20 protein-coding genes and 1 pseudogene are annotated in these 19318 nt (G+C 42.9%); 20 read left to right on the forward strand and 1 reads right to left on the reverse strand.

Annotation, left to right across the window (positions count from 1 at the left end; translation table 11 throughout):
• Positions 1-215 precede the first annotated feature (215 nt).
• From rpsI to ACFPOH_RS14590, 20 genes and pseudogenes are all read left to right on the forward strand, one after another.
• Positions 216-284, forward strand: a pseudogene (gene rpsI / locus ACFPOH_RS14495) (30S ribosomal protein S9); the annotation flags it as partial.
• Positions 285-1024: 740 nt separating this feature from the next.
• A complete protein-coding gene (locus ACFPOH_RS14500; RefSeq protein WP_340434971.1) occupies positions 1025-1543 on the forward strand; it encodes a DUF1641 domain-containing protein in 519 nt (172 codons plus the stop codon).
• Positions 1536-1883: a hydrogenase maturation nickel metallochaperone HypA gene (gene hypA, locus ACFPOH_RS14505; RefSeq protein WP_342470908.1), complete on the forward strand. Its 348-nt coding sequence runs from the start codon at positions 1536-1538 to the stop codon at positions 1881-1883. Before ACFPOH_RS14500 ends, hypA begins: the two co-directional genes overlap by 8 nt.
• 2 nt (positions 1884-1885) lie before the next feature.
• A complete protein-coding gene (hypB, locus tag ACFPOH_RS14510; RefSeq protein WP_390310362.1) occupies positions 1886-2563 on the forward strand; it encodes a hydrogenase nickel incorporation protein HypB in 678 nt (225 codons plus the stop codon).
• A gap of 51 nt (positions 2564-2614) precedes the next feature.
• Complete coding sequence (locus tag ACFPOH_RS14515) at positions 2615-3586, forward strand: hydrogenase small subunit (protein WP_340434965.1); 972 nt, start codon at positions 2615-2617, stop codon at positions 3584-3586.
• 38 nt (positions 3587-3624) lie between these two features.
• Complete coding sequence (locus ACFPOH_RS14520) at positions 3625-5226, forward strand: nickel-dependent hydrogenase large subunit (RefSeq protein ID WP_340434963.1); 1602 nt, start codon at positions 3625-3627, stop codon at positions 5224-5226.
• 121 nt (positions 5227-5347) lie between these two features.
• Positions 5348-5824 (forward strand): hydrogenase maturation protease, encoded by a 477-nt coding sequence (locus ACFPOH_RS14525; protein WP_390310364.1) that lies wholly within the window; start codon positions 5348-5350, stop codon positions 5822-5824.
• On the forward strand, positions 5805-6095 hold the full coding sequence (locus tag ACFPOH_RS14530) for a hydrogenase maturation protease (RefSeq protein ID WP_340434958.1): 291 nt from the start codon (positions 5805-5807) through the stop codon (positions 6093-6095). The genes ACFPOH_RS14525 and ACFPOH_RS14530 overlap by 20 nt, the downstream gene beginning before the upstream one ends.
• Before the next feature lie 51 nt (positions 6096-6146).
• Positions 6147-7361, forward strand: coding sequence for a tetratricopeptide repeat protein (locus ACFPOH_RS14535; RefSeq protein WP_390310366.1), 1215 nt, complete (start codon positions 6147-6149; stop codon positions 7359-7361).
• Between the two features lie 13 nt (positions 7362-7374).
• Positions 7375-7749: a hypothetical protein gene (locus ACFPOH_RS14540; protein ID WP_390310368.1), complete on the forward strand. Its 375-nt coding sequence runs from the start codon at positions 7375-7377 to the stop codon at positions 7747-7749.
• A 6-nt stretch (positions 7750-7755) separates the two neighbouring features.
• Complete coding sequence (locus ACFPOH_RS14545; RefSeq protein ID WP_342470911.1) at positions 7756-8619, forward strand: NifU family protein; 864 nt, start codon at positions 7756-7758, stop codon at positions 8617-8619.
• Between the two features lie 21 nt (positions 8620-8640).
• Positions 8641-8910 carry a HypC/HybG/HupF family hydrogenase formation chaperone gene (locus ACFPOH_RS14550; protein ID WP_340434951.1) on the forward strand — a complete coding sequence of 90 codons (270 nt, stop codon included), beginning with the start codon at positions 8641-8643 and terminating at the stop codon, positions 8908-8910.
• A gap of 40 nt (positions 8911-8950) precedes the next feature.
• The gene (gene hypD / locus ACFPOH_RS14555; RefSeq protein ID WP_340434949.1) at positions 8951-10066 is read left to right on the forward strand and encodes a hydrogenase formation protein HypD; all 1116 of its coding nucleotides are present in this window, start codon (positions 8951-8953) and stop codon (positions 10064-10066) included.
• Between the two features lie 38 nt (positions 10067-10104).
• On the forward strand, positions 10105-11130 hold the full coding sequence (gene hypE, locus ACFPOH_RS14560; RefSeq protein ID WP_340434947.1) for a hydrogenase expression/formation protein HypE: 1026 nt from the start codon (positions 10105-10107) through the stop codon (positions 11128-11130).
• Positions 11131-11164: 34 nt separating this feature from the next.
• Entirely contained in the window at positions 11165-13153 is a 1989-nt protein-coding gene (hypF, locus tag ACFPOH_RS14565; RefSeq protein ID WP_390310372.1) for a carbamoyltransferase HypF, read from the forward strand.
• Between the two features lie 12 nt (positions 13154-13165).
• Positions 13166-14764, forward strand: coding sequence for an ABC transporter substrate-binding protein (locus ACFPOH_RS14570; RefSeq protein ID WP_390310374.1), 1599 nt, complete (start codon positions 13166-13168; stop codon positions 14762-14764).
• Between the two features lie 23 nt (positions 14765-14787).
• On the forward strand, positions 14788-15780 hold the full coding sequence (locus ACFPOH_RS14575; protein ID WP_342470914.1) for an ABC transporter permease: 993 nt from the start codon (positions 14788-14790) through the stop codon (positions 15778-15780).
• On the forward strand, positions 15777-16613 hold the full coding sequence (locus ACFPOH_RS14580) for an ABC transporter permease (RefSeq protein WP_390310376.1): 837 nt from the start codon (positions 15777-15779) through the stop codon (positions 16611-16613). The genes ACFPOH_RS14575 and ACFPOH_RS14580 overlap by 4 nt, the downstream gene beginning before the upstream one ends.
• 16 nt (positions 16614-16629) lie before the next feature.
• Positions 16630-17610: an ABC transporter ATP-binding protein gene (locus ACFPOH_RS14585; RefSeq protein WP_390310378.1), complete on the forward strand. Its 981-nt coding sequence runs from the start codon at positions 16630-16632 to the stop codon at positions 17608-17610.
• Positions 17603-18217 carry an ABC transporter ATP-binding protein gene (locus ACFPOH_RS14590; protein WP_340434935.1) on the forward strand — a complete coding sequence of 205 codons (615 nt, stop codon included), beginning with the start codon at positions 17603-17605 and terminating at the stop codon, positions 18215-18217. Before ACFPOH_RS14585 ends, ACFPOH_RS14590 begins: the two co-directional genes overlap by 8 nt.
• Before the next feature lie 29 nt (positions 18218-18246).
• On the opposite strand, the gene ACFPOH_RS14595 is transcribed toward ACFPOH_RS14590, so the two are convergent.
• Positions 18247-19302, reverse strand: a complete 1056-nt coding sequence (locus ACFPOH_RS14595) for an acyl-CoA dehydrogenase family protein (RefSeq protein WP_390310380.1) — start codon at positions 19300-19302, stop codon at positions 18247-18249.
• Positions 19303-19318: the final 16 nt, after the last annotated feature.

A 19318-nucleotide genomic window follows, 5' to 3' on the forward strand; every position in this document is an offset into this window, starting at 1 on the left:
GCAAGTACGCCCAAAAAAGGACAAACAGAATATTTGTAAACCAAAGATACAAAATACCCCAATTTATTTGGGTTTCTTTTAAAACTCTTTTTAATAAAAATCTAATTTTGCAAAACTCTCATATTAAAATATAAAAATTATGATTTATTCTACAAAACTATAAAAAATTGATATATCAAGGTCCTGTGTAAGTTTATATAAAGTAGTAAAATTTGCGAATAAAAGAACGTAAAAAATACGGTCTCAAAGGCGCTCGTCGCGCACCACAATTCTCAAAACGTTAATTTTATCGATACGTTTATGGCCCCTTCTTTTATCAAGAAGAGGGCCATTTTTATGCTTTCGATTACTTGCTCACCAGAATCTGTGAAATTAAATAAAATCCCCTGCCGCGCATACATTAAGCGGCAGGGGATTATTTTTTTGGAATGGATCAATCAATGCAAATTCTATAGGTAGGAAAAATTTTCATTTGTTATGTGGCCGATTGGTCTGCACTGAAAACGGGACAAGAGAATTCATTCCCATTACATCCATTCCATTCGTAACAAATCATGCTCTCGTTGATTGAAAGTCTTTTTTCCTGTTTCGTTAAAATGCAAAGCATTTATAGGGTAGCCATTTTATCTTACTGATTAATAATTTTTCGTCAAAAATATTCTATTTCCAAAAAAATGATAAAAAAATTGGCGAAGACGGAAAAAATGCCTGATAAAAGGAACGATTTGTATTCATGAAAAAAAGACTTCCTTTATATATTGTAAGTGTAAGAAATCAGGTGGTTTCGGCGACGGATCAATAAAGAACTCAGGAAATGTTATGGAAAATGTGTTTGACAAAACTGTGAAAATTATGATATTAATTAGTTACATTAAATTATCAGAAGATTCGGATAATTATTTATTCTAATATAATGTTTACTTCCCTTTCAATACGCAAATCTTATATTATTTCAGGGTAATTTATGTTTTCACTATAATATTATTTTCATAGATTCACAATTCCGGCAAAAGGAGGTGTAAAATTGAGCAGCCAAAACAATGTGGTTAGCATTAATAGTGAAGCAGTCTTAATGAACAAGTTGACAGAGCCGGGAACAATTTCCCAATTGATCACCTTGCTTGATAATTTGGAGAAATTCAACGTACTGTTTGCAGCCATTGAGCAGTTTATTTCACGCAGTCCAGAAATGGCGGATTCCGTCAACAGAATGGTTGTGGCTTTGCGGGAAGAATTGCCAAGGAACAACTTCATCAGCAATATGCAAAAAAGCATCGAAACATTAACGCGTTTCCAAAATTTAATCAACTCCGAAGAATTCAAGAAAATTGAAGAAACATTCTTGAATGAAAGAACACTCAAGTTTTTAAGCAATTTATGCGACTCTGCGTCAGAAGCTGCTTCGCAAAAGGATTACAAAGGTTCAGGCAGCTCCGGCATTTTTGGATTGATGAAAGAACTGACAAACCCGGAAATTCAGCCTGCCATTCAATTTGTTTTGAATTTCGCAAAAGTACTTTCAAAGGAGCTTAAAAATGCATGAACTGTCTATTGCATTCAGCCTGGTCCAATTGGCGGCAGAAACTGCGGAACAAAATAATTTGAACAAGGTGGATGCACTTAGATTAAGGTTGGGAGTATTTTCTGGTGTTGTAAAGGAAGCGTTGGAATTTTCCTTTGACATTGCAACAGAAGGAACAATGCTCGAAGGAGCACGCTTGATAATCGAAGAAATTCCGTTAAAAATTTTTTGCCCGCAATGTGAAAAAGAGTATGTGTTGCAAAATCCGGTTCCAATCAAATGCCCGGAATGCAACTCAGGCACTGATCAGATTTTAGAAGGGAAAGAAATTGAATTATATGAACTAATAGGTGGGGGTTAATATTGAGCCAAGCAATTGAACAGCCACGTATCGTCAAAATAAGAGAGAATGTTTTGAAGAAAAATGACATCCTGGCCAGAGATTTAAGAAAGCGTTTTCATGACCACGAAGTATACGTGGTGAACATTGTTTCCAGCCCCGGCTCCGGAAAAACAACATTGCTTACGGAAGTGCTGAGGCGCCTCAGCCAAAAATATAGCGTAGCGGCACTGGTAGGCGATTTGGCAACAGAAAACGATGCACACCGGCTGGAACAGAGCGGAGCAATGGTGAAACAAATCACAACTGGGACGGTTTGTCATCTTGAAGCCCAAATGATAGAAGATTCGCTCCGACATTGGAATTTAAATGAGCTGGATTTTTTATTCATCGAAAATGTCGGTAATTTAGTTTGCCCTTCCAGCTATGATCTGGGCGAAAATATGCGGGTTGTCTTATTTTCAACAACGGAAGGGGAAGATAAACCGGAAAAATATCCGACCATCGTCAACAGCGCAGATGTAGCCATCATTACAAAAATGGATTTGGCGGAAGCGGTGGATTTTGACAAAGAGATGTTTTACCAAGCAATCTTTCATTCAAGACCTAATATGAAAGTTTTTGAAGTATCAGCAAAAAAAGATATGGGGATTGATGAATGGATTGATTTCTTAATAGAAGAAAAAATGAAAGCGTTTTAATGGGTTTGTTAGTAATAAAAATATACGCGATTTTGGAGGTGTGAGAGGTAAATGGTAAATGTGTTTTGGATTCATGGTGGAGCCTGCAATGGAAATACTCAATCGTTTCTGAATGCAGATGAACCTACCGTGATTGATTTAGTGACGGATTTTGGAATTAATATTCTTTACCACCATTCGGTCTCCATGGAATTCGGCTATCAAGTGAAAGGGATTTTGGACGACATCCTTGAAGACCGTACCGAATTGGACATCTTGGTTGTCGAAGGAACAGTCATTCAAGGCCCGAATGGAACGGGGCGCTTCGATACATTGTTTGAACGTCCTAAAAAAGATTGGATTTATGATTTGGCCCATAAAGCAAAATTTGTTGTGGCTATCGGGGATTGTGCATGTTGGGGTGGAATTCCTGCAACAAGTCCGAATCCATCCGAATCAACAGGATTGCAATTCTTCAAGGATAAACCTGGCGGATTTTTATCAACGGAATTCCGCTCACAAGCCGGTTTACCGGTGATCAACATTCCAGGGTGCCCTGCCCATCCGGACTGGGTGACGCAAATCCTTGTAGCCATTGCGACAGGCAGAACTTCAGATATTACATTGGATGAATATCACCGCCCTGAAACGTTCTTTAAAACATTCACTCAAACAGGTTGTACACGCGTTCAATATTATGAATATAAAGAACCGGTGGAAGAGTTTGGACAAGGAACGAGAAAAGGCTGCCTATTCTATGAGCAAGGCTGCCGCGGACCGATGACCCGTTCATCCTGCAACCGTATTTTATGGAACCGTCAATCTTCCAAAACAAGAGCAGGTATGCCATGTATCGGATGTACAGAACCACAATTCCCATTCTTTGACTTGGCACCAGGAACAGTATTCAAAACGCAAAAAATCTTGGGAACTATTCCGAAAGAAGTGCCAACAGGCATGGATTCATTAAGCTACTCAGCACATGCTGCCGTAGCTCGTACAGTGGCTCCTAAATGGGCAAAAGAAGATCTGTTTGTACCATGATAATTGGAAATTTTTGAAAGAATTAAGGAGGGGAGAATTTGGCACAGCAAACGATTAAAGTCCCTTCTTTAGGACGTGTAGAAGGGGATTTAGATGTCAAAGTTACGATTGAAAATGGTGTAGTAGTTGATGCCTGGACGGAAGCGACGATGTTCCGGGGATTTGAAAAAATATTGGTTGGCAAAGATCCGCAAGCGGGTCTCATCATGACCCCAAGGATCTGCGGTATTTGTGGTGGCAGCCACTTAACAAAGTCCGCCTATGCACTCGATACCGCGTTTCACACTGAAGTGCCGCCAAATGCCACTTTGGTGAGAAATATCGCGCAAGCGGTGGAAACGATTCAAAGTATCCCTCGTTGGTTCTATGCGCTATTTGCCATAGGGCTGACACATAAAAACTATCAATCATCGCCTTTATATGAAGAAGTGAATAGAAGATGGGCGCCATTTGTCGGTGTGAACTATGAAAAAGGCGTAACGCTTTCCGCCAAACCGGTGGAAATCTATGCGATTTTTGGCGGACAATGGCCGCACTCAAGTTTCATGATTCCAGGCGGCGTCATGTGTGCGCCAACCCTCTCGGACGTTACCCGTTCGATATCCATTATGGAACATTTCCGGAAAAACTGGCTGGAGGATATTTTACTCGGCTGTTCAATGGAAAGATGGCTCGAGAACAAAACATGGTCCGATGTGCTTGAATGGTTGGAAGAAAAAGAAGAGCACTATGAATCGGATTTGGGATTATTTATCCGATACAGTATGGATATTGGATTGGACAAATATGGGGCTGGTCCTGGCAAGTACTTGGCTGCAGGAAGTTTCCCAAATCCTGAGAAATATACTCACCCTACAATCGACTCGAGAAACGGTGCGTTGATCGCCCGTTCAGGCGTATATGACGGCGAGAACTACCATGATTTTGACCAAGCCCGTATCCGGGAAGACCATACGCATTCCTTCTATGAAGGAACAGGTTCATATCATCCGTTTGAAGGATTTACAAATCCGCTTGATCCTGAAGAAGGGGTAAAACAAGGAAAATATACATTCGCAAAAGCTCCGCGCTATTTATTGGATAGCGGCGAAACACCGCTGGAGGTCGGACCGCTTGCCCGCCAAATGATTGCAGGACGAGAAGGTGCGGAAGATTGGCAAGATTATGATCCGTTGATTTCCAACATTGTAAAAGAAATTGGACCGAGCGCTATGGTTCGCGTGTTGGCACGATTCCATGAAGCGCCAAAATATATCCGTTATGTGCAAAATTGGTTAAAACAAATTGACTTGAATGAAAAATTCTATGTGAATCCTGGCGAATTGATTGAAGGACGCGGTTTCGGAGCTACGGAAGCAGCCCGGGGATTCTTGGCGGATTGGATCCAAGTGAAAGACGGAAAAATTGAAAAGTACCAAATCATTACACCAACTGCATGGAATATTGGACCACGTGACCGCTTTGGCCAAAGAGGTCCGATTGAAACAGCACTGATCGGTACGCCAATCAAAAATCCGGAAGATCCGGTGGAATTGGCACATATTGCGCAAAGTTACGACTCCTGTCTCGTATGTACAGTTCATGCATATGACGGCAAAACAAACAAGCAATTGGCCAAATATCGGGTGACAAACTTCTGATTACACAGAAATGGACAATTTCAAAGAAACTTAAAATCTATTAGAAGAAAAATAATTAGAGGGCAATTTTATCATAAAGCCCTCTAATTTATTCATAAAAGTTTTATAGATGGAGGACAACATGATCACAATTATTGGCTGTGGGAATTTGATCCGGAAAGATGATGGTGCCGGCCCTATTTTGATACGAAAGTTATGGGATTTAGGCGTTCCTTCAAATGTGCGTTTGGCGGATGGCGGAACGGCAGGAATGGATGTCGTATTTCAAATCGGAAAAGCTGAAGAATTGATCATTATTGATGCTTGCACGACGGGAGCGGAACCGGGGACGGTCTTTGAAATCCCGGGGGAAGAAGTGGAAGCCATTCCGTTAGAAAACATCAATATGCATGATTTCCATTGGGATCACGCCATTGCCATGGGGCGATGGTTATTGAAAAATGAGTTTCCAAAAAAAGTAACGGTCTATTTGGTTGAAGCCCAAGATTTATCATACGGTACGGGGCTTACACCGGAAGTGGAAGAAAGCGTGATGAAGTTGGCGAAAAAAATAATCAAAAAAGTATCAGGTGAAGAAATTGAAGTGTCAAATAACTGAAACAGGCTATTTGCAAATTCCCGCGGAAATCGCTCAACACTATTTCCCTACTGGCGCGATCATTGCCATTCTGCAAGGACAAGATTTGCTCATCATGCCGGTGAATTATGTAGGAGCCGGAGGATTGATTTTAAAATACCGCAATGCCAGAGGGGATCGTTCCGTTTTCATATCTGAATTTTTGCCGGATGATGTGGACTTTGGACCAAGAGATGTCCAATGGGATGAAGAGGCATTGGCACTTCGGATTCCACTATATTTAAACCAATGAGAAGTTTTGTAGCCGTTTCAGAGGGTAATTGATTTTAGGGGGGAGATGAACATGTTGAAACGTCAGCCAATTGGAGTATTTCCAGGTACAGCCGGATTCTTTTTATTGCCGCCGATCAAAAATGCGGACACCATCATGCCTTCTTTATTGCAAGGTTTTATTCCTGAACCTTGTCCAAAAGAATGGCAATTTTTTTTAGCCGCCATTCAGGGGGAACCTGTGGAACGGGTTGATGAGTTGTTGCCTGACACCAAAGAAGGCCACTTTAATCGATTCATTTTATATCCTGAAAAATCCCATTATGAAAAAGCGAAATCCATGTTGGGCGGAGACTTGAGACTGCTATTGGATGCGGTAGCCTGGCGTTTGAATATGAAGCAGGAACCTCCCCGATATGACGAAGATACGGCTGACGAGATCCGGGCATTCATTATGGCTACACATGCTTATGAAGCGTTTCAGAATAACAGCTGGACGAAAGGGATTCAATTGCTGGAAGAAGCCGCTCAAATTGTCAATGAAATTTCGCCCATCTTTTCGGCGCGGCTCTTAAGTGAAGTCGCCGCAACGAAACAATCATTGGGAATGGTCGACAATCAATTGGTTGAATTATATAAAACCGCTTTATCGCTGATCGAACGTTCACCCTTTGACGTTATGCGGGCAGAGCTGACCTTCCAGATGGGGACAGCCTACCAGGAAATAGCGGACAGCGGCAATAAAACCTATTATTTAGAGGCCATCAAATGTTACAACACGGCTTTGAAAACATATCGGAAAGAAACGTATCCTGAAAACTATGCCATGATCCATATGAATTTGGCGTTGTCTTATATAGCCATGCCGCCCAATGCCCATAACTACCACTTGAAAAATGCGATGGCCATTCAATCGCTCAGGGAAGCATTGCGTTATTTGGATAAAGAAAACCATACCGACTTATGGTGCAGTGCAACGATCAATTTGGCCAATGCCCTGCAATATGCAAAGTCTTCCCATATTGAAGACAACTTGTGGGAAGCTGTCGCCCTTTATGAAGATGTACTGAAGGTGCGTAAAAAGGAAACAGATCCTCATGGCTATGCGCGGCTCGTTGCGAATCAAGGTACAGCCCTCTCTCATCTAGGCGCATTCTCCAGTGCGGTGCCAAAATTGACTGAAGCGAAACAAATCTTTGAAGAACTGGGCGATCGTGAATCGGCAAAAGTGGTAGAGGACTTGTTACAGGAAATCAAGTTGAAACAGGAAGAACTTTCCAAAAAGTAGTGGAGGGAAACCGGTGAACGATTACGAAAAGCAATATTTCAATACGCTGTTGCAAATTGCCACAGAGCGGTTTGTAGAGCGGGCCGTCCAACGTTCGGAAGGGGTGGAAAATGCGTTACACCTTTTGCGCACGGATCCTTATGGCAATGGGGTATGGCTGGATAAATTCGTTGATGCTTTTTTTGAAGAATTTTTGCTCGATAATCCTGCAGGTTCATGTTTTATTCTACAAGCGCTCTCAAAACGGCGTTATGATCCGGAACAAGTTCTGCAACAAGAAGTAACGGTGGAAGCGATTGTAGAAAAAATGGCAAAGGGAGTATTTGAAGAGCTGTTAAAACAAAAAGCTGAAGAAGTGCTTGAACAGCATGCAGCTTTTGAGGGGTGAAGCCGATTGGGCACACAATCAAAAAGTGTGGAACAATTGACAGAGCGGATTGATCAAGTGTTAAGAGAGATACGGGAAATGGATTTTACTGACTACCAATTGAAAAAAATCATGGAGTTAAAGAAAGCCATTGAAGCGTTTCATGAAGATGCCCTTAGAAAGCTTGTAAAAATTGTCCGCTCAACGGATGAAGGAAAACAGTTGATGTTGGAGGCCATAGAGGATCCTTCTGTCTATGCGATGCTTTTATTGCATGGAATCATAAAGCAAAACCTGTATACAAAAGTCGCTGCGGTCATGGAAGAGATTCGGCCTTATTTAAATTCCCATGGCGGGGATATTGAATTGGAAAAAATCGATGGCAATGTGGTCTATGTGCGGATGCAAGGGGCTTGTTCAGGCTGCTCTTTATCGGCAGTGACATTGAAAAACGGCGTTGAAGAAGCCATCAAAGCACGGGTTCCGGAAGTCGAAAGAGTCGAGATGGTCAACGATTTATCTCCAGGGTATATGCCTTACAAACGGAACGTCGATGAAGGGGATTTAATGAATTCGGGGTGGAGAGAAGGCCCGAATGTCGACGAATTGGAAGAAAACAAGCCATACTACCTCACCATCGATGAAGTGGACGTGCTGTTAATCATCATAGACAACAAGATCATGGCCTATCGGAACCGCTGTCCACATCGGGGAATACCATTTACACAGGAGACGGTGGAACAGGAAGATCATATGGTTTTAATCGGACATGACAATACACTTCGCTTTGATTTGACAAATGGGGAATGCGTTACTGTCCCGCATATCCAATTGGAGCCGTTTCCTGTGCGAATTGAAAATAAGCAAGTGTGGATCAGGACCGGGAATTAACGAAATGTTGGGGGGATAAAAATGTGCTTGGCGATTCCAGGAAAAATTGTCGAGTTGCTGGATGATCAAAATCAATATGCGATGATTGATGTTTCCGGTGTGAAACGCAAAGTGAACATCAGTTTGATCAAACATGAAAATGTGAATGAAAACGATTGGGTGTTGATTCACGTCGGATTCGCAATGAATAAAATCAGCGAAGAGCAGGCGAAAGAGCAATTACAACTATTGCAGGAAATAGGAGAAGACAAGGAAGCGATGGAGGAAGTGAGAGGGTATCAGTTTGAATAAGTGGTACTAAATTTTTCTGATATTTTTTGGGGGGATTTAAATGAAGATGCGTTATATTGATGAATTTCGTAATCCTGATTTGATTAAGAAAACTTTGGAAGAAATTGAGCGTATCGTTGAGCCGGATGACCATTTTCGAATAATGGAGGCATGCGGAGGGCATACGTATTCGATTTTCCATTTCGGCCTTCAAGAACTGTTGCCAAAAAATATTGAATTTATTCACGGGCCAGGATGTCCCGTATGTGTTCTTCCCCCAGGGCGTGTCGATGAAGGATTGGAGATTGCATCCAAAAATTCCGAAGTGATTTTTACAGCGTTTGGGGATGTGATGCGCGTTCCAGGAAAAAAAGGTTCCCCATTAAACCATAAAGCGATGGGGACGGATGTACGGATGATTTATTCACCCTTGGATGCATTAAACATTGCGATCAAAAATCCGGATAAAAAAGTGATATTATTTGCCATCGGTTTTGAAACGACGGCCCCTTCCACAGCCATCACGGTTCTAAAAGCGAAAGAATTGGATATCGACAACTTTTTCGTCTATTCCAATCATGTAAAAATCATACCGGTTTTAAAATCCATTTTGGACCAGCCGAATATGAGAATTGACGGATTCATCGGGCCGGGGCATGCATCGGTTATCATCGGTGCCCATCCTTATGAAATCATTGCCAAGGAATATAAAAAGCCGGTCGTGATTTCAGGTTTTGAACCATTGGATATTTTGCAGTCCATTTTGATGCTGATCAAACAGCTGAAAAGCGGAGAATCCAAAGTGGAAATCCAGTATAAACGGGTTGTAATGGAAGAGGGAAATGTTTCCGCATTAGAAATCATCGATCAAGTGTTTGAAGATCGCCCTGCATTTGAATGGCGCGGATTAGGGGCAATCCAAAATTCCGCATTGAAGCTGAAACCGGAATTCGCCAAATGGGATGCGGAAGTTCATTTCAATGTCGAAAAAATCCACATTGAAGAAAACAAAGATGCCCAATGCGGGGAAATATTGAAGGGAATGCTGAAGCCGAATCAATGCAAATTGTTCGGAAAAGTGTGCACTCCTGACAATCCTGTCGGCGCTCTCATGGTTTCTTCTGAAGGGGCGTGTGCAACTTATTATAACCACCTGTATTCTACAATGAGTTCTTAAAAACAATATTTGAAAAATGTCGAGAAGGAGTAGTTGCCATGCTGAAAGAGAAGGTCGCTTTTAGAGAACCAACCATTCAACTTGCCCATGGAGCCGGCGGGAAGGCAAGCCGGAGATTAATTGAGGGGCTTCTGGTGCCGTATTTAAATGTAAAAGAATTGAACGATGCGGCCTATGTACAAGCGGATCAAACAAAAATCGCCTTTACAGCGGACAGCTTTGTCGTAAATCCTTTGAGATTCCCTGGGGGATCCATCGGGGAATTGGCAATCAACGGAACGGTCAATGACATTGCCATGGGCGGTGCGAAACCGCTGGCCATAGTTACAACTTTGATCATAGAAGCAGGCCTTGAAACGGAAATATTGGAAGCGGAAATAAAAGCCATGCATGAAGCGGCGGAAAAAGCGAATGTGGCCATTGTCGGCGGCGATACAAAAGTGGTCGAACATCAAAAGGCGGACAAGCTGTTTATTACGACAGCAGGCATCGGGCTTGTGGACCCAAGAGTCAATTTATCAGCAAGCAGAGTCAAAAAGGGAGATAAAATCATCCTTTCCGGACCCATTGGTGACCATGGCATCACCATCCTTTTCGCCCGGGGAGATCTCGATCTGGAAGCGGATATCAAATCCGACACACGCTCAGTTTGGCCGTTTGTTTCCAAACTGATTAATGCGGCAGCACCGGGGCTAAAATGGATGCGCGATCCAACCCGTGGTGGAATGGCAACCGCATTAAACGAATTGGCAAGGGATGCCCAAGTGGCGATCATGCTTGAAGAAGAAGCCATCAAAGTGCATCCGGAAGTACGCGGCGCTTGTGAAATATTGGGGCTTGATCCGATGCATATCGCGAATGAAGGGCAATTTATCGCGGTTGTTTCAGAGGAATATGCGCAAGATGCATTAAAAGCCATACAGCAAGTCCCTGGAGGAGAACAGGCGGCCATTATTGGGGAAGTGTTTGAAAGCGATCGCCATATTGTCCTTTCCCGCTCTTCTTATGGTGGAACGAGGGCGATTGATATGTTGGTCGGTGATCCCCTTCCACGGATTTGTTGATCATCTGTAAATTATATGGAAAGAGAGTGATTGAATGACAACGCCTTATCGTACGATGACGATCTTTACTTTTTTACCTGATACGGCCATTTGCGATGATTGTTTAAAAGAATTGTTTGACCCGGAAAGTAAACGTTATTTATATCCATATATCGGCTGCCCTAATTGCGGACCAAGATATGCGTTAATGAAAAATGTCCCATTTGAACGCCAAAATACAACCATGGCGGATTGGGAAATGTGCCCATCCTGCAAAGAGGAATATGAAAATCCGCAGAACCGCCGATATCATGCGGAATTAAACTGCTGTCCGCAATGCGGTCCAAACTATTATCTGTTTGAAAATGGACAACGTGTTGAAGGTGAAGAGATGTTCCGGCGGGTAGCCGAACTGTTGAATGCCGGGGAAACCCTTCTTGTGAAAAACAATGGCGGCTACCATTTAGTATGTGATGCCTTTAATGGCAAAGCGGTTCAAGTCATGAGAAATAAATTGGGCCGCCCACGAAAAGCCTTTGCCATCATGGTAAAAGATTTGGAGGCAGCAAAAGAAATTGTTCATTTATCTGAAAAGGAAGAAGAGATTTTACTATCGAAAAGACGTCCAATTTTGCTTGCCAAATCAAAGAATGAAGAATTGAGCTCCATCGTTGCGCCGAACAATACAGACATCGGCCTCATGGTGCCTTATACAGGATTGCAGCATCTTTTGTTCCACTTTGGCGCGCCGCGTTACATCGTGATGACGAGCGCCAACTATCCCGGAGAACCGACGATTCATAAAGATGACCAATTAACGGGATTGATGGAAGATTTCCAATGTGCGGCTTTGATCGGTGAACGTGAAATCGAGCGGAGCGTTGACGACACGGTATTGAAAGTGACGAAACTCGGAGCGGTGCCTTTCAGAAGATCCAGGGGCTATAACAACTTGCTGGATATCGCGTTGCCTTCTTCCCGCCCGATTTTAACGGTCGGCGCAGATTTAAAGAGCACCATTACACTGGTAAAAGACCAGAAAGTCGTTATGAGCCACCATCTTGGCGACATGACGAAATATGGCACACAGTTGAAGTTTGAACGGACAGTGAAGGATTATTTGGCCATCCATGGGGTGGACTTGAGCGAAACCATTATCGGTTATGATTTACATCCGGAATACTTTACAACGAAATTCGCCCAAACATTGGAAGGCTGTCAACATGTCGCTGTGCAACATCATAAAGCCCATCTTGCCTCCATATTGGCGGTGAAAAATAAACTGTCCGAACGGGTTGTTGGCATTGTTTTTGACGGTGCTGGATTTGGTGAAGATGGAGAAATTTGGGGCGGTGAAATCTTTGTTGGAAGCGTACAGGAAGGATTTACGCGGCACGGCCATTTAAGAAAAGCATCTTTAATTGGCGGAGATGCCGCAGCAACATATCCGCTTCAAGCATTAGCTGGATTTATTGGGGATTTTGACAAAGACTTGTTTGAGCGGCTGCAGCTTCCGGATCCGTTCCCGAAAGCGCTGAAAATTAAGGAAAAAAATATTCGGACATTTCCGACAACATCTGTAGGCAGGTTATATGATGCGGTGGCGGCATTACTAGGTTTCCATTTGGACAACTCCTTTGAAGGGGAAGCGGCTATAGCATTGGAGTATTTGGCCAGCCAATCCAAAGTGGAAGAAGTCTACACATTCCCTTGGACGGGTGAAGAATTAGACTATCGCCCATTATTTGAAGAAATGATTCAATCAAAGCTGAAAGACCAATCACCATCAGTGATTGCAAGGGGATTCCATCGCAGTTTGGCCCAGGCGGTTGTGGATGTGATTCAGTCCCTTTGTGAAGAATATGATACGAATTACGCCGTATTGTCCGGCGGGGTGTTCCATAATAGTCTGCTGGTTTCCGACATTTTCGATTTATTGGAAGGTTCAAAGATTGAAATTTTATATGATGATGAAGTTCCATTGGGCGATAACTGCATCAGTTTGGGACAAGCAGCCATTCTTTCAGCAACAATCATTGAATAAAAGGTGAGCGCTATGAAGGTTAATAATCGATTCCTACTTATATCAGTGCTGATTTTCGCATGTTTCCTGCTGGTTGCATGCGCATTCCAAGCTTCTGACTCAGAAACTGACAAGAAAAAAGATAGTTTAGTATTGGCAATCGGCTCAGAACCGACCGATGGATTTGATCCAACGACTGGATGGGGGCGGTACGGTTCCCCATTGTTTCAAAGCACCTTGCTTACACTGGACCGAAATTTCAATGTGCAGCCGGATTTGGCCGTGGACTATAGCGTGAGTGAAGATGGATTGGAGTGGACTGTAAAAATTCGCGATGATGTGAAGTTTTCCGACGGTGAGCCGCTGACAATCGAGGATGTGATATTTACCTTTGAAACGGCCAAAAACAGCCAATCAGTGGTGGACTTACAAAACTTAAAAAAGATTGAAAAACTTGATGCCCAAACAGTGAAATTTGTTTTAGAAAGACCCCAATCGACCTTTTTATACACATTAACAATGCTAGGAATTGTGCCGAAACATGCCTATTCTGAAAACTATCGGGAAAATCCAATTGGCTCTGGACCATATAAGTTAGTGCAATGGGATAAAGGGCAGCAGCTAATTGTCGAGGAGAATCCTTATTATTACGGAAAAAAATCTCCTTTTAAAAAATTAACATTCCTCTTTTTATCCCAGGATGCCGCATTTTTAGCGGCAAAAGCGGGACAGGTGGATATTGTATCCGTTCCGCCAAACTTAGCGAAAGAATCCATTTCTGGAATGAAGTTAATCGCCCTGGATAGTGTAGATAACCGGGGGATTATGCTGCCTTTCGTAAAACCGGGATACGATGCTGAAAAAGGAATTGAAATTGGGCATGAGGTTACATCGGATCTGGCCATTCGAAAAGCGCTGAATATCGGCATTGACAGGGACAAGCTAGTGGAAGATGTTCTTGAAGGATTTGGCACTCCTGCTTTTTCGGTAGCGGATAAACTGCCATGGTGGAATGAAGAGACCGTTTTTGAAGATGGGGATATAGAAGCGGCAGAACAAATTTTAATGGATGCCGGATGGCGGAAAAACGCGGATGGAATTTTTGAAAAAGACGGAGAGAAGGCAAGTTTTACATTGGTATATCCCGCCAGTGACCAAACGCGCCAATCGTTGGCCATTGCATTTAAACAAATGGCCAAAGAAATCGGCATTGAGGTCAACACGGAAGGCAAAAGCTGGAGCGAAATCGAGGAAGTTATGCATTCAACGCCAGTCGTTATGGGATGGGGAAGCCATGACCCGATTGAAATTTACCACCTGTACCATAGCAAATACCGTGGTCAAGGCTATTCCAATGCTAACTATTATTCGAACAAAAAAGTCGACCAATATATGGACCAGGCTATTCATGCTATAACGCCGGAGGAAGCTAATGAATATTGGAAAAAAGCCCAATGGGATGGAGAAACGGGCTTTTCCGCGCTGGGCGATGCTCCATGGGTTTGGTTGGTGAATCTTCAGCACTTATATTTTGTGAATGAACATTTGAATATAGGCGAACAGAAGATACAACCCCATGGACACGGATGGCCGATAACGGAATTTATTGCAGATTGGACATGGGAAGAGTGAGTATGGAAAGAAGGTAGAGGGCATTGCAACTCTTGAATATAGGAAAATTTATTCTATTGCGCACATTGAAATTTGCCATATTGCTATTTGCCGTTGTCTTGTTCTCTTTCATACTCGTCAGCTTCTCTCCTGTCGATCCCATCCAATCCTATCTCGGGGCGGAGATGATGGTGGTCAGCGAAGAGCAAAAGGAACAACTTGCTGAATATTTTGGTGTCGATGAATCAAAAACACAGCAATTTCTTAATTGGTTGAATATGTTTTTGCATGGGGATTTAGGCACTTCCCTATTGTACCGGCAAGAGGTGTTGTCCATCATTCAAGAAAGGTTTCTCGCCTCCTTTATGCTGATGGCCATTTCCTGGATTATCTCCGGCATTTTTGGCTACGCATTAGGTGTGATTGCGGGGATGAACGAAGGATCTTGGATGGACCGGGCAATCAAATCTTATTGTTTCATCCTCGCTTCCACCCCGGCCTTTTGGATAGGGATATTATTGCTGATTGTCTTTTCCATGTGGCTCGGCTTGTTTCCGATTGGTTTGGGGACCCCGATCGGGATGCTATCAGATGAAGTGACCTGGCTGGATCAAATAAAGCATATGGTGCTCCCTGCTTTGACATTAAGTATCATTGGCGTTTCCAATATCACCCTTCATACAAGGCAAAAAGTGATGGACGTTTTTAACACCGAATTTATACGATTCGCACGGGCAAAGGGGGAAGAAGGTTTCCGGCTTTTTGCCAGACATGGTTTGCGAAATACGTTATTCCCTGCCATTTCTGTGCACTTTGCCTCATTTGGAGAATTGTTTGGAGGGGCCATTTTAGCTGAACAAGTATTTTCTTATCCGGGTTTGGGACAAGCCATCGTCCAAGCAGGAATGAATAGTGATGTTCCCCTGTTGCTGGGAATCGTTGTATTTAGTACGTTGTTTGTGTTTATCGGCAATTTATTGGCCGATTTGTTGTATTACCTCATCGATGTACGGATGAAAAATGGTGAAGCGATATGAAAAATCATTCCATTACAATTGGACTTGGAAATACGGTCCACCGCAAACGGGTGTTGATGAAATTAACCGTAACCGCATTGTTATTTCTGATCATTGCTTTTAGCGGGTTTTTGATCGGTGATGAGCAGATCGAGGCGAATATGAGTGAAAAAAATCTTAGCCCTTCCGTCGAACACCTTTTTGGAACGGATTGGTTAGGAAGGGATATGTTTTACCGCACATTTTTAGGTCTTCATTTAAGTTTGCAAGTCGGCTTGCTGGCGGCAACGATCAGTACATTAATAGCCCTTATCTTCAGTTTGTTATCTTCTATAAACAAATTTTTCGATGCAATTGTAACAGGTCTTATCGATTTGTTTTTAAGCATCCCCCACCTTGTGGCTTTGATTTTAATTGCCTTTGTATTAGGTGGAGGAGTAAAAGGCGTTGTGGTTGGCATCGCTCTTACCCATTGGCCTTCGCTGACACGGGTGTTGCGTGCGGAACTGATGCAAATCAAATCGGCCGAATATGTACAAATATCTAAGAAATTAGGAAAATCCCGTATGTGGATCATCAGGCGGCATTTCTTACCGCAATTGATGCCCCAATTATTTGTAGGATTTATATTATTGTTTCCACATGCCATATTGCATGAATCGGCCGTCACCTTTTTAGGATTTGGCTTATCGCCTGAACAGCCGGCCATTGGCATTATTTTATCGGAATCAATGAAATATTTGACGACCGGCATGTGGTGGCTTGTGCTGTTTCCCGGATTATCATTGATTTCAATGGTTGTCATGTTTGATGTGTTGGGAAATAACCTGCGAAAATTATTGAATCCGAATTGAGGAAAGGATTTAATCAATGAACATAGTTTATGAACTGAAACATGAAACAAATGAAGAGATAGAGCAAGTGCAAACCCATTTTTTGCTGGAAATAAAAAACATGTCTTTAACGATTGAACGGTTTAATAAAGGGTTTGCCCGTGAATGTTTGTATGCCATAAGGGATTTTCATTTACAGATTCAACATGGAGAAGTGGTGGCCGTTGTTGGGGCGAGCGGGTCAGGCAAAAGTTTGTTGGCGGATGCCATTTTGGGGATTCAGCCAAAAAATTCTGTGATTGAAGGTTCGGTGAATTACGAAAATCAACCGCTGACCGAGAAAAGGAAAAAACGGCTGCGCGGCAATGACATCATGCTTATTCCGCAAATGACCAATGCTTTGGATCCGTTGATGAAAATTGGAAAGCAAGTAAAAGCATTGGTGAAACAGAAAAATAAGCAAAAAACGGTGGAAGAAATATTCCGGAAGGTGGGATTGGATCCGGAGATATATCACCAAATTCCTTCCGCATGTTCAGGCGGGATGATTCGCAGAATTTTTATCGCCATGGCATTGGCAAGTGAAGCGAAGCTGATTATTGCGGATGAACCAACCAATGGATTAGATGCGGAAGCGCTTGACGAATTGTTATTCCAATTAAAAATGTTGGCAAGGGATCATCGGGGTGTGGTCATGATTACCCACGATTTGGAAGCGGCAATGAAAATCGCAGATAAAATTGCGGTGTTCTATGCGGGGGAAACGGTTGAAATTGTGGACAGAAAACATTTGAAGAAGGGCGGGAAATTCCGTCATCCTTATTCAAGGGCGCTTTGGAATGCATTGCCGCAAAACGGGTTTATTCCTATTGAAGGTTCACAGCCTTCCCCTGCAGAAGAGCTGGCAGGCTGTTCCTTTGCAGATCGTTGTCCAATCGCGACGAGAAAATGCAGGGCGGAAAAGCCTGAATTACAAAAGATCGGAAAATATGAAATGGTAAGGTGCTTTTATGCTTAAGTGCAAAAATATCAGTTTCCAGTACAATCGTTCAACATGGCTGTTTCGAAACGTTAATTTTGCGTTGGAACGGGGCGAAATCGTCGGCATGTTCGGCAAAAGCGGTTCTGGAAAAACGACCCTTGCGAAAATCATGGCGAACTACCTTTCCCCTGCTGAAGGGGAAGTCATTATTGACGGAGAAAAGAGTGTTTTTCCAAAAGTTTATCCGGTGCAGTTGATTTGGCAGCATCCTGAACAAGCCATCAACCCAAAATGGAAGCTGTCGGAAACAATCGAGGAAGTGGAGGAGCTGGATAAAGAAATCATTGATATCCTTGGTATAAAAAGAGAGTGGTTCAATCGCAGGCCCCATGAACTCTCCGGCGGCGAGCTGCAAAGGTTTTGCATTGCCCGCGCCTTTCATCCCGATACCCGGTATATTATTGCCGATGAAATTACCAGCATGTTCGACGCCATTACACAGGCGCAAATATGGCATGCCCTCATTCGGCTTGTAAAAGAGCGGAATATCGGAGTATTGGCCATCAGTCACCACATTTCCTTGCTGGAACGAATTAGCGATCGCATCATTGATTTTAATCAATTAAAAAGCTGTCCGATGTAAATGATTCGGGCAGCTTTTACGATTTAGTATTAGTTGGAAAGAACTTTTTCCAGGTGTTTGATGGTTGGTGTCAAATTTGCAAAGAAATAGGCTTCGCGCAATCGGCGGGAAGGGTCGCAACCTTGCAAATATCCGGCGCTTCCGTTATGAAGCATGCTTGCTTGTGTGGCTTCCAATGTTGAATAGGCCGTTTCCAAGCGAATTTTTGCGATTTCTTTCCAGTGAAGAGACTCTTTTTTCAGTAATTGCTCGAGTTTCTCTTCAATTTGATGGATGGTTTCTTCAATATCACTTGCTTGTGTCGGCAAAAATTGATTGCACCCATTTTGTCTTGATTTCACTTTATGAATGGAATCAGTAGAAGCTTTCATGATACCGATGCCCAATGGGATTTGGTATAGAATGAATTTCGGACGAATCAGCTCGACAAACTCGTCGGCATTTTCCGCAAGCACATACTCATTTGGAATAAATACTTGATCGAATTGACAAGCATATGTGGCGCTGCCATTTACGCCTAAAAAACCGGCCTTTTCTTTGAGTTTTAGCCCTTTGGCATTGCATGGAACAAGAAACATCACCCGTTTACTTTCACTGACGCTCGCGATGGTGCCAAACCAATGGCTCTCCTCCAAATTTGAAACAGCCGGAAGAACGCCGGAAAGAATGTAGCCTCCGTCCGTTTCCTCAGCACATAAATGCAATTTTTCGAGCCCGGCATAATATTTCATTGGATTGGATAAGCCTGTGGCAGCCAAAAGTTCCCCATTTTCAAATAAAGGCAGTAAACGGTTTTTGATGGTCGAATTGTTTGTATTCCGTATATACGTCAATCCGGCAAGGTGACACCAAAGGCAAAATGCCGTAGTCATACAAACTTTCGCCGTTTCTTCCACCAACCTCATTTCTTTTAAAAGGTATTCTGTTTCCGTTTTGCCTTCCGACCGGAAAAATCCTTCTTTTCCAAGCTCCAGCAAATAATCCCTCGCGTAATAGGCTTCCGTATCAATTTTCTTTACAAATGGTTTCAACTTTTGTTCGATGATGCTTTCCAGCAACGGTTTTTCCGCTAAGCTTTTCGTCAATGGCTTTCACCTCTAC

This window comes from Ureibacillus suwonensis, from assembly GCF_042655065.1.
Lineage (GTDB): Bacteria > Bacillota > Bacilli > Bacillales_A > Planococcaceae > Ureibacillus > Ureibacillus suwonensis.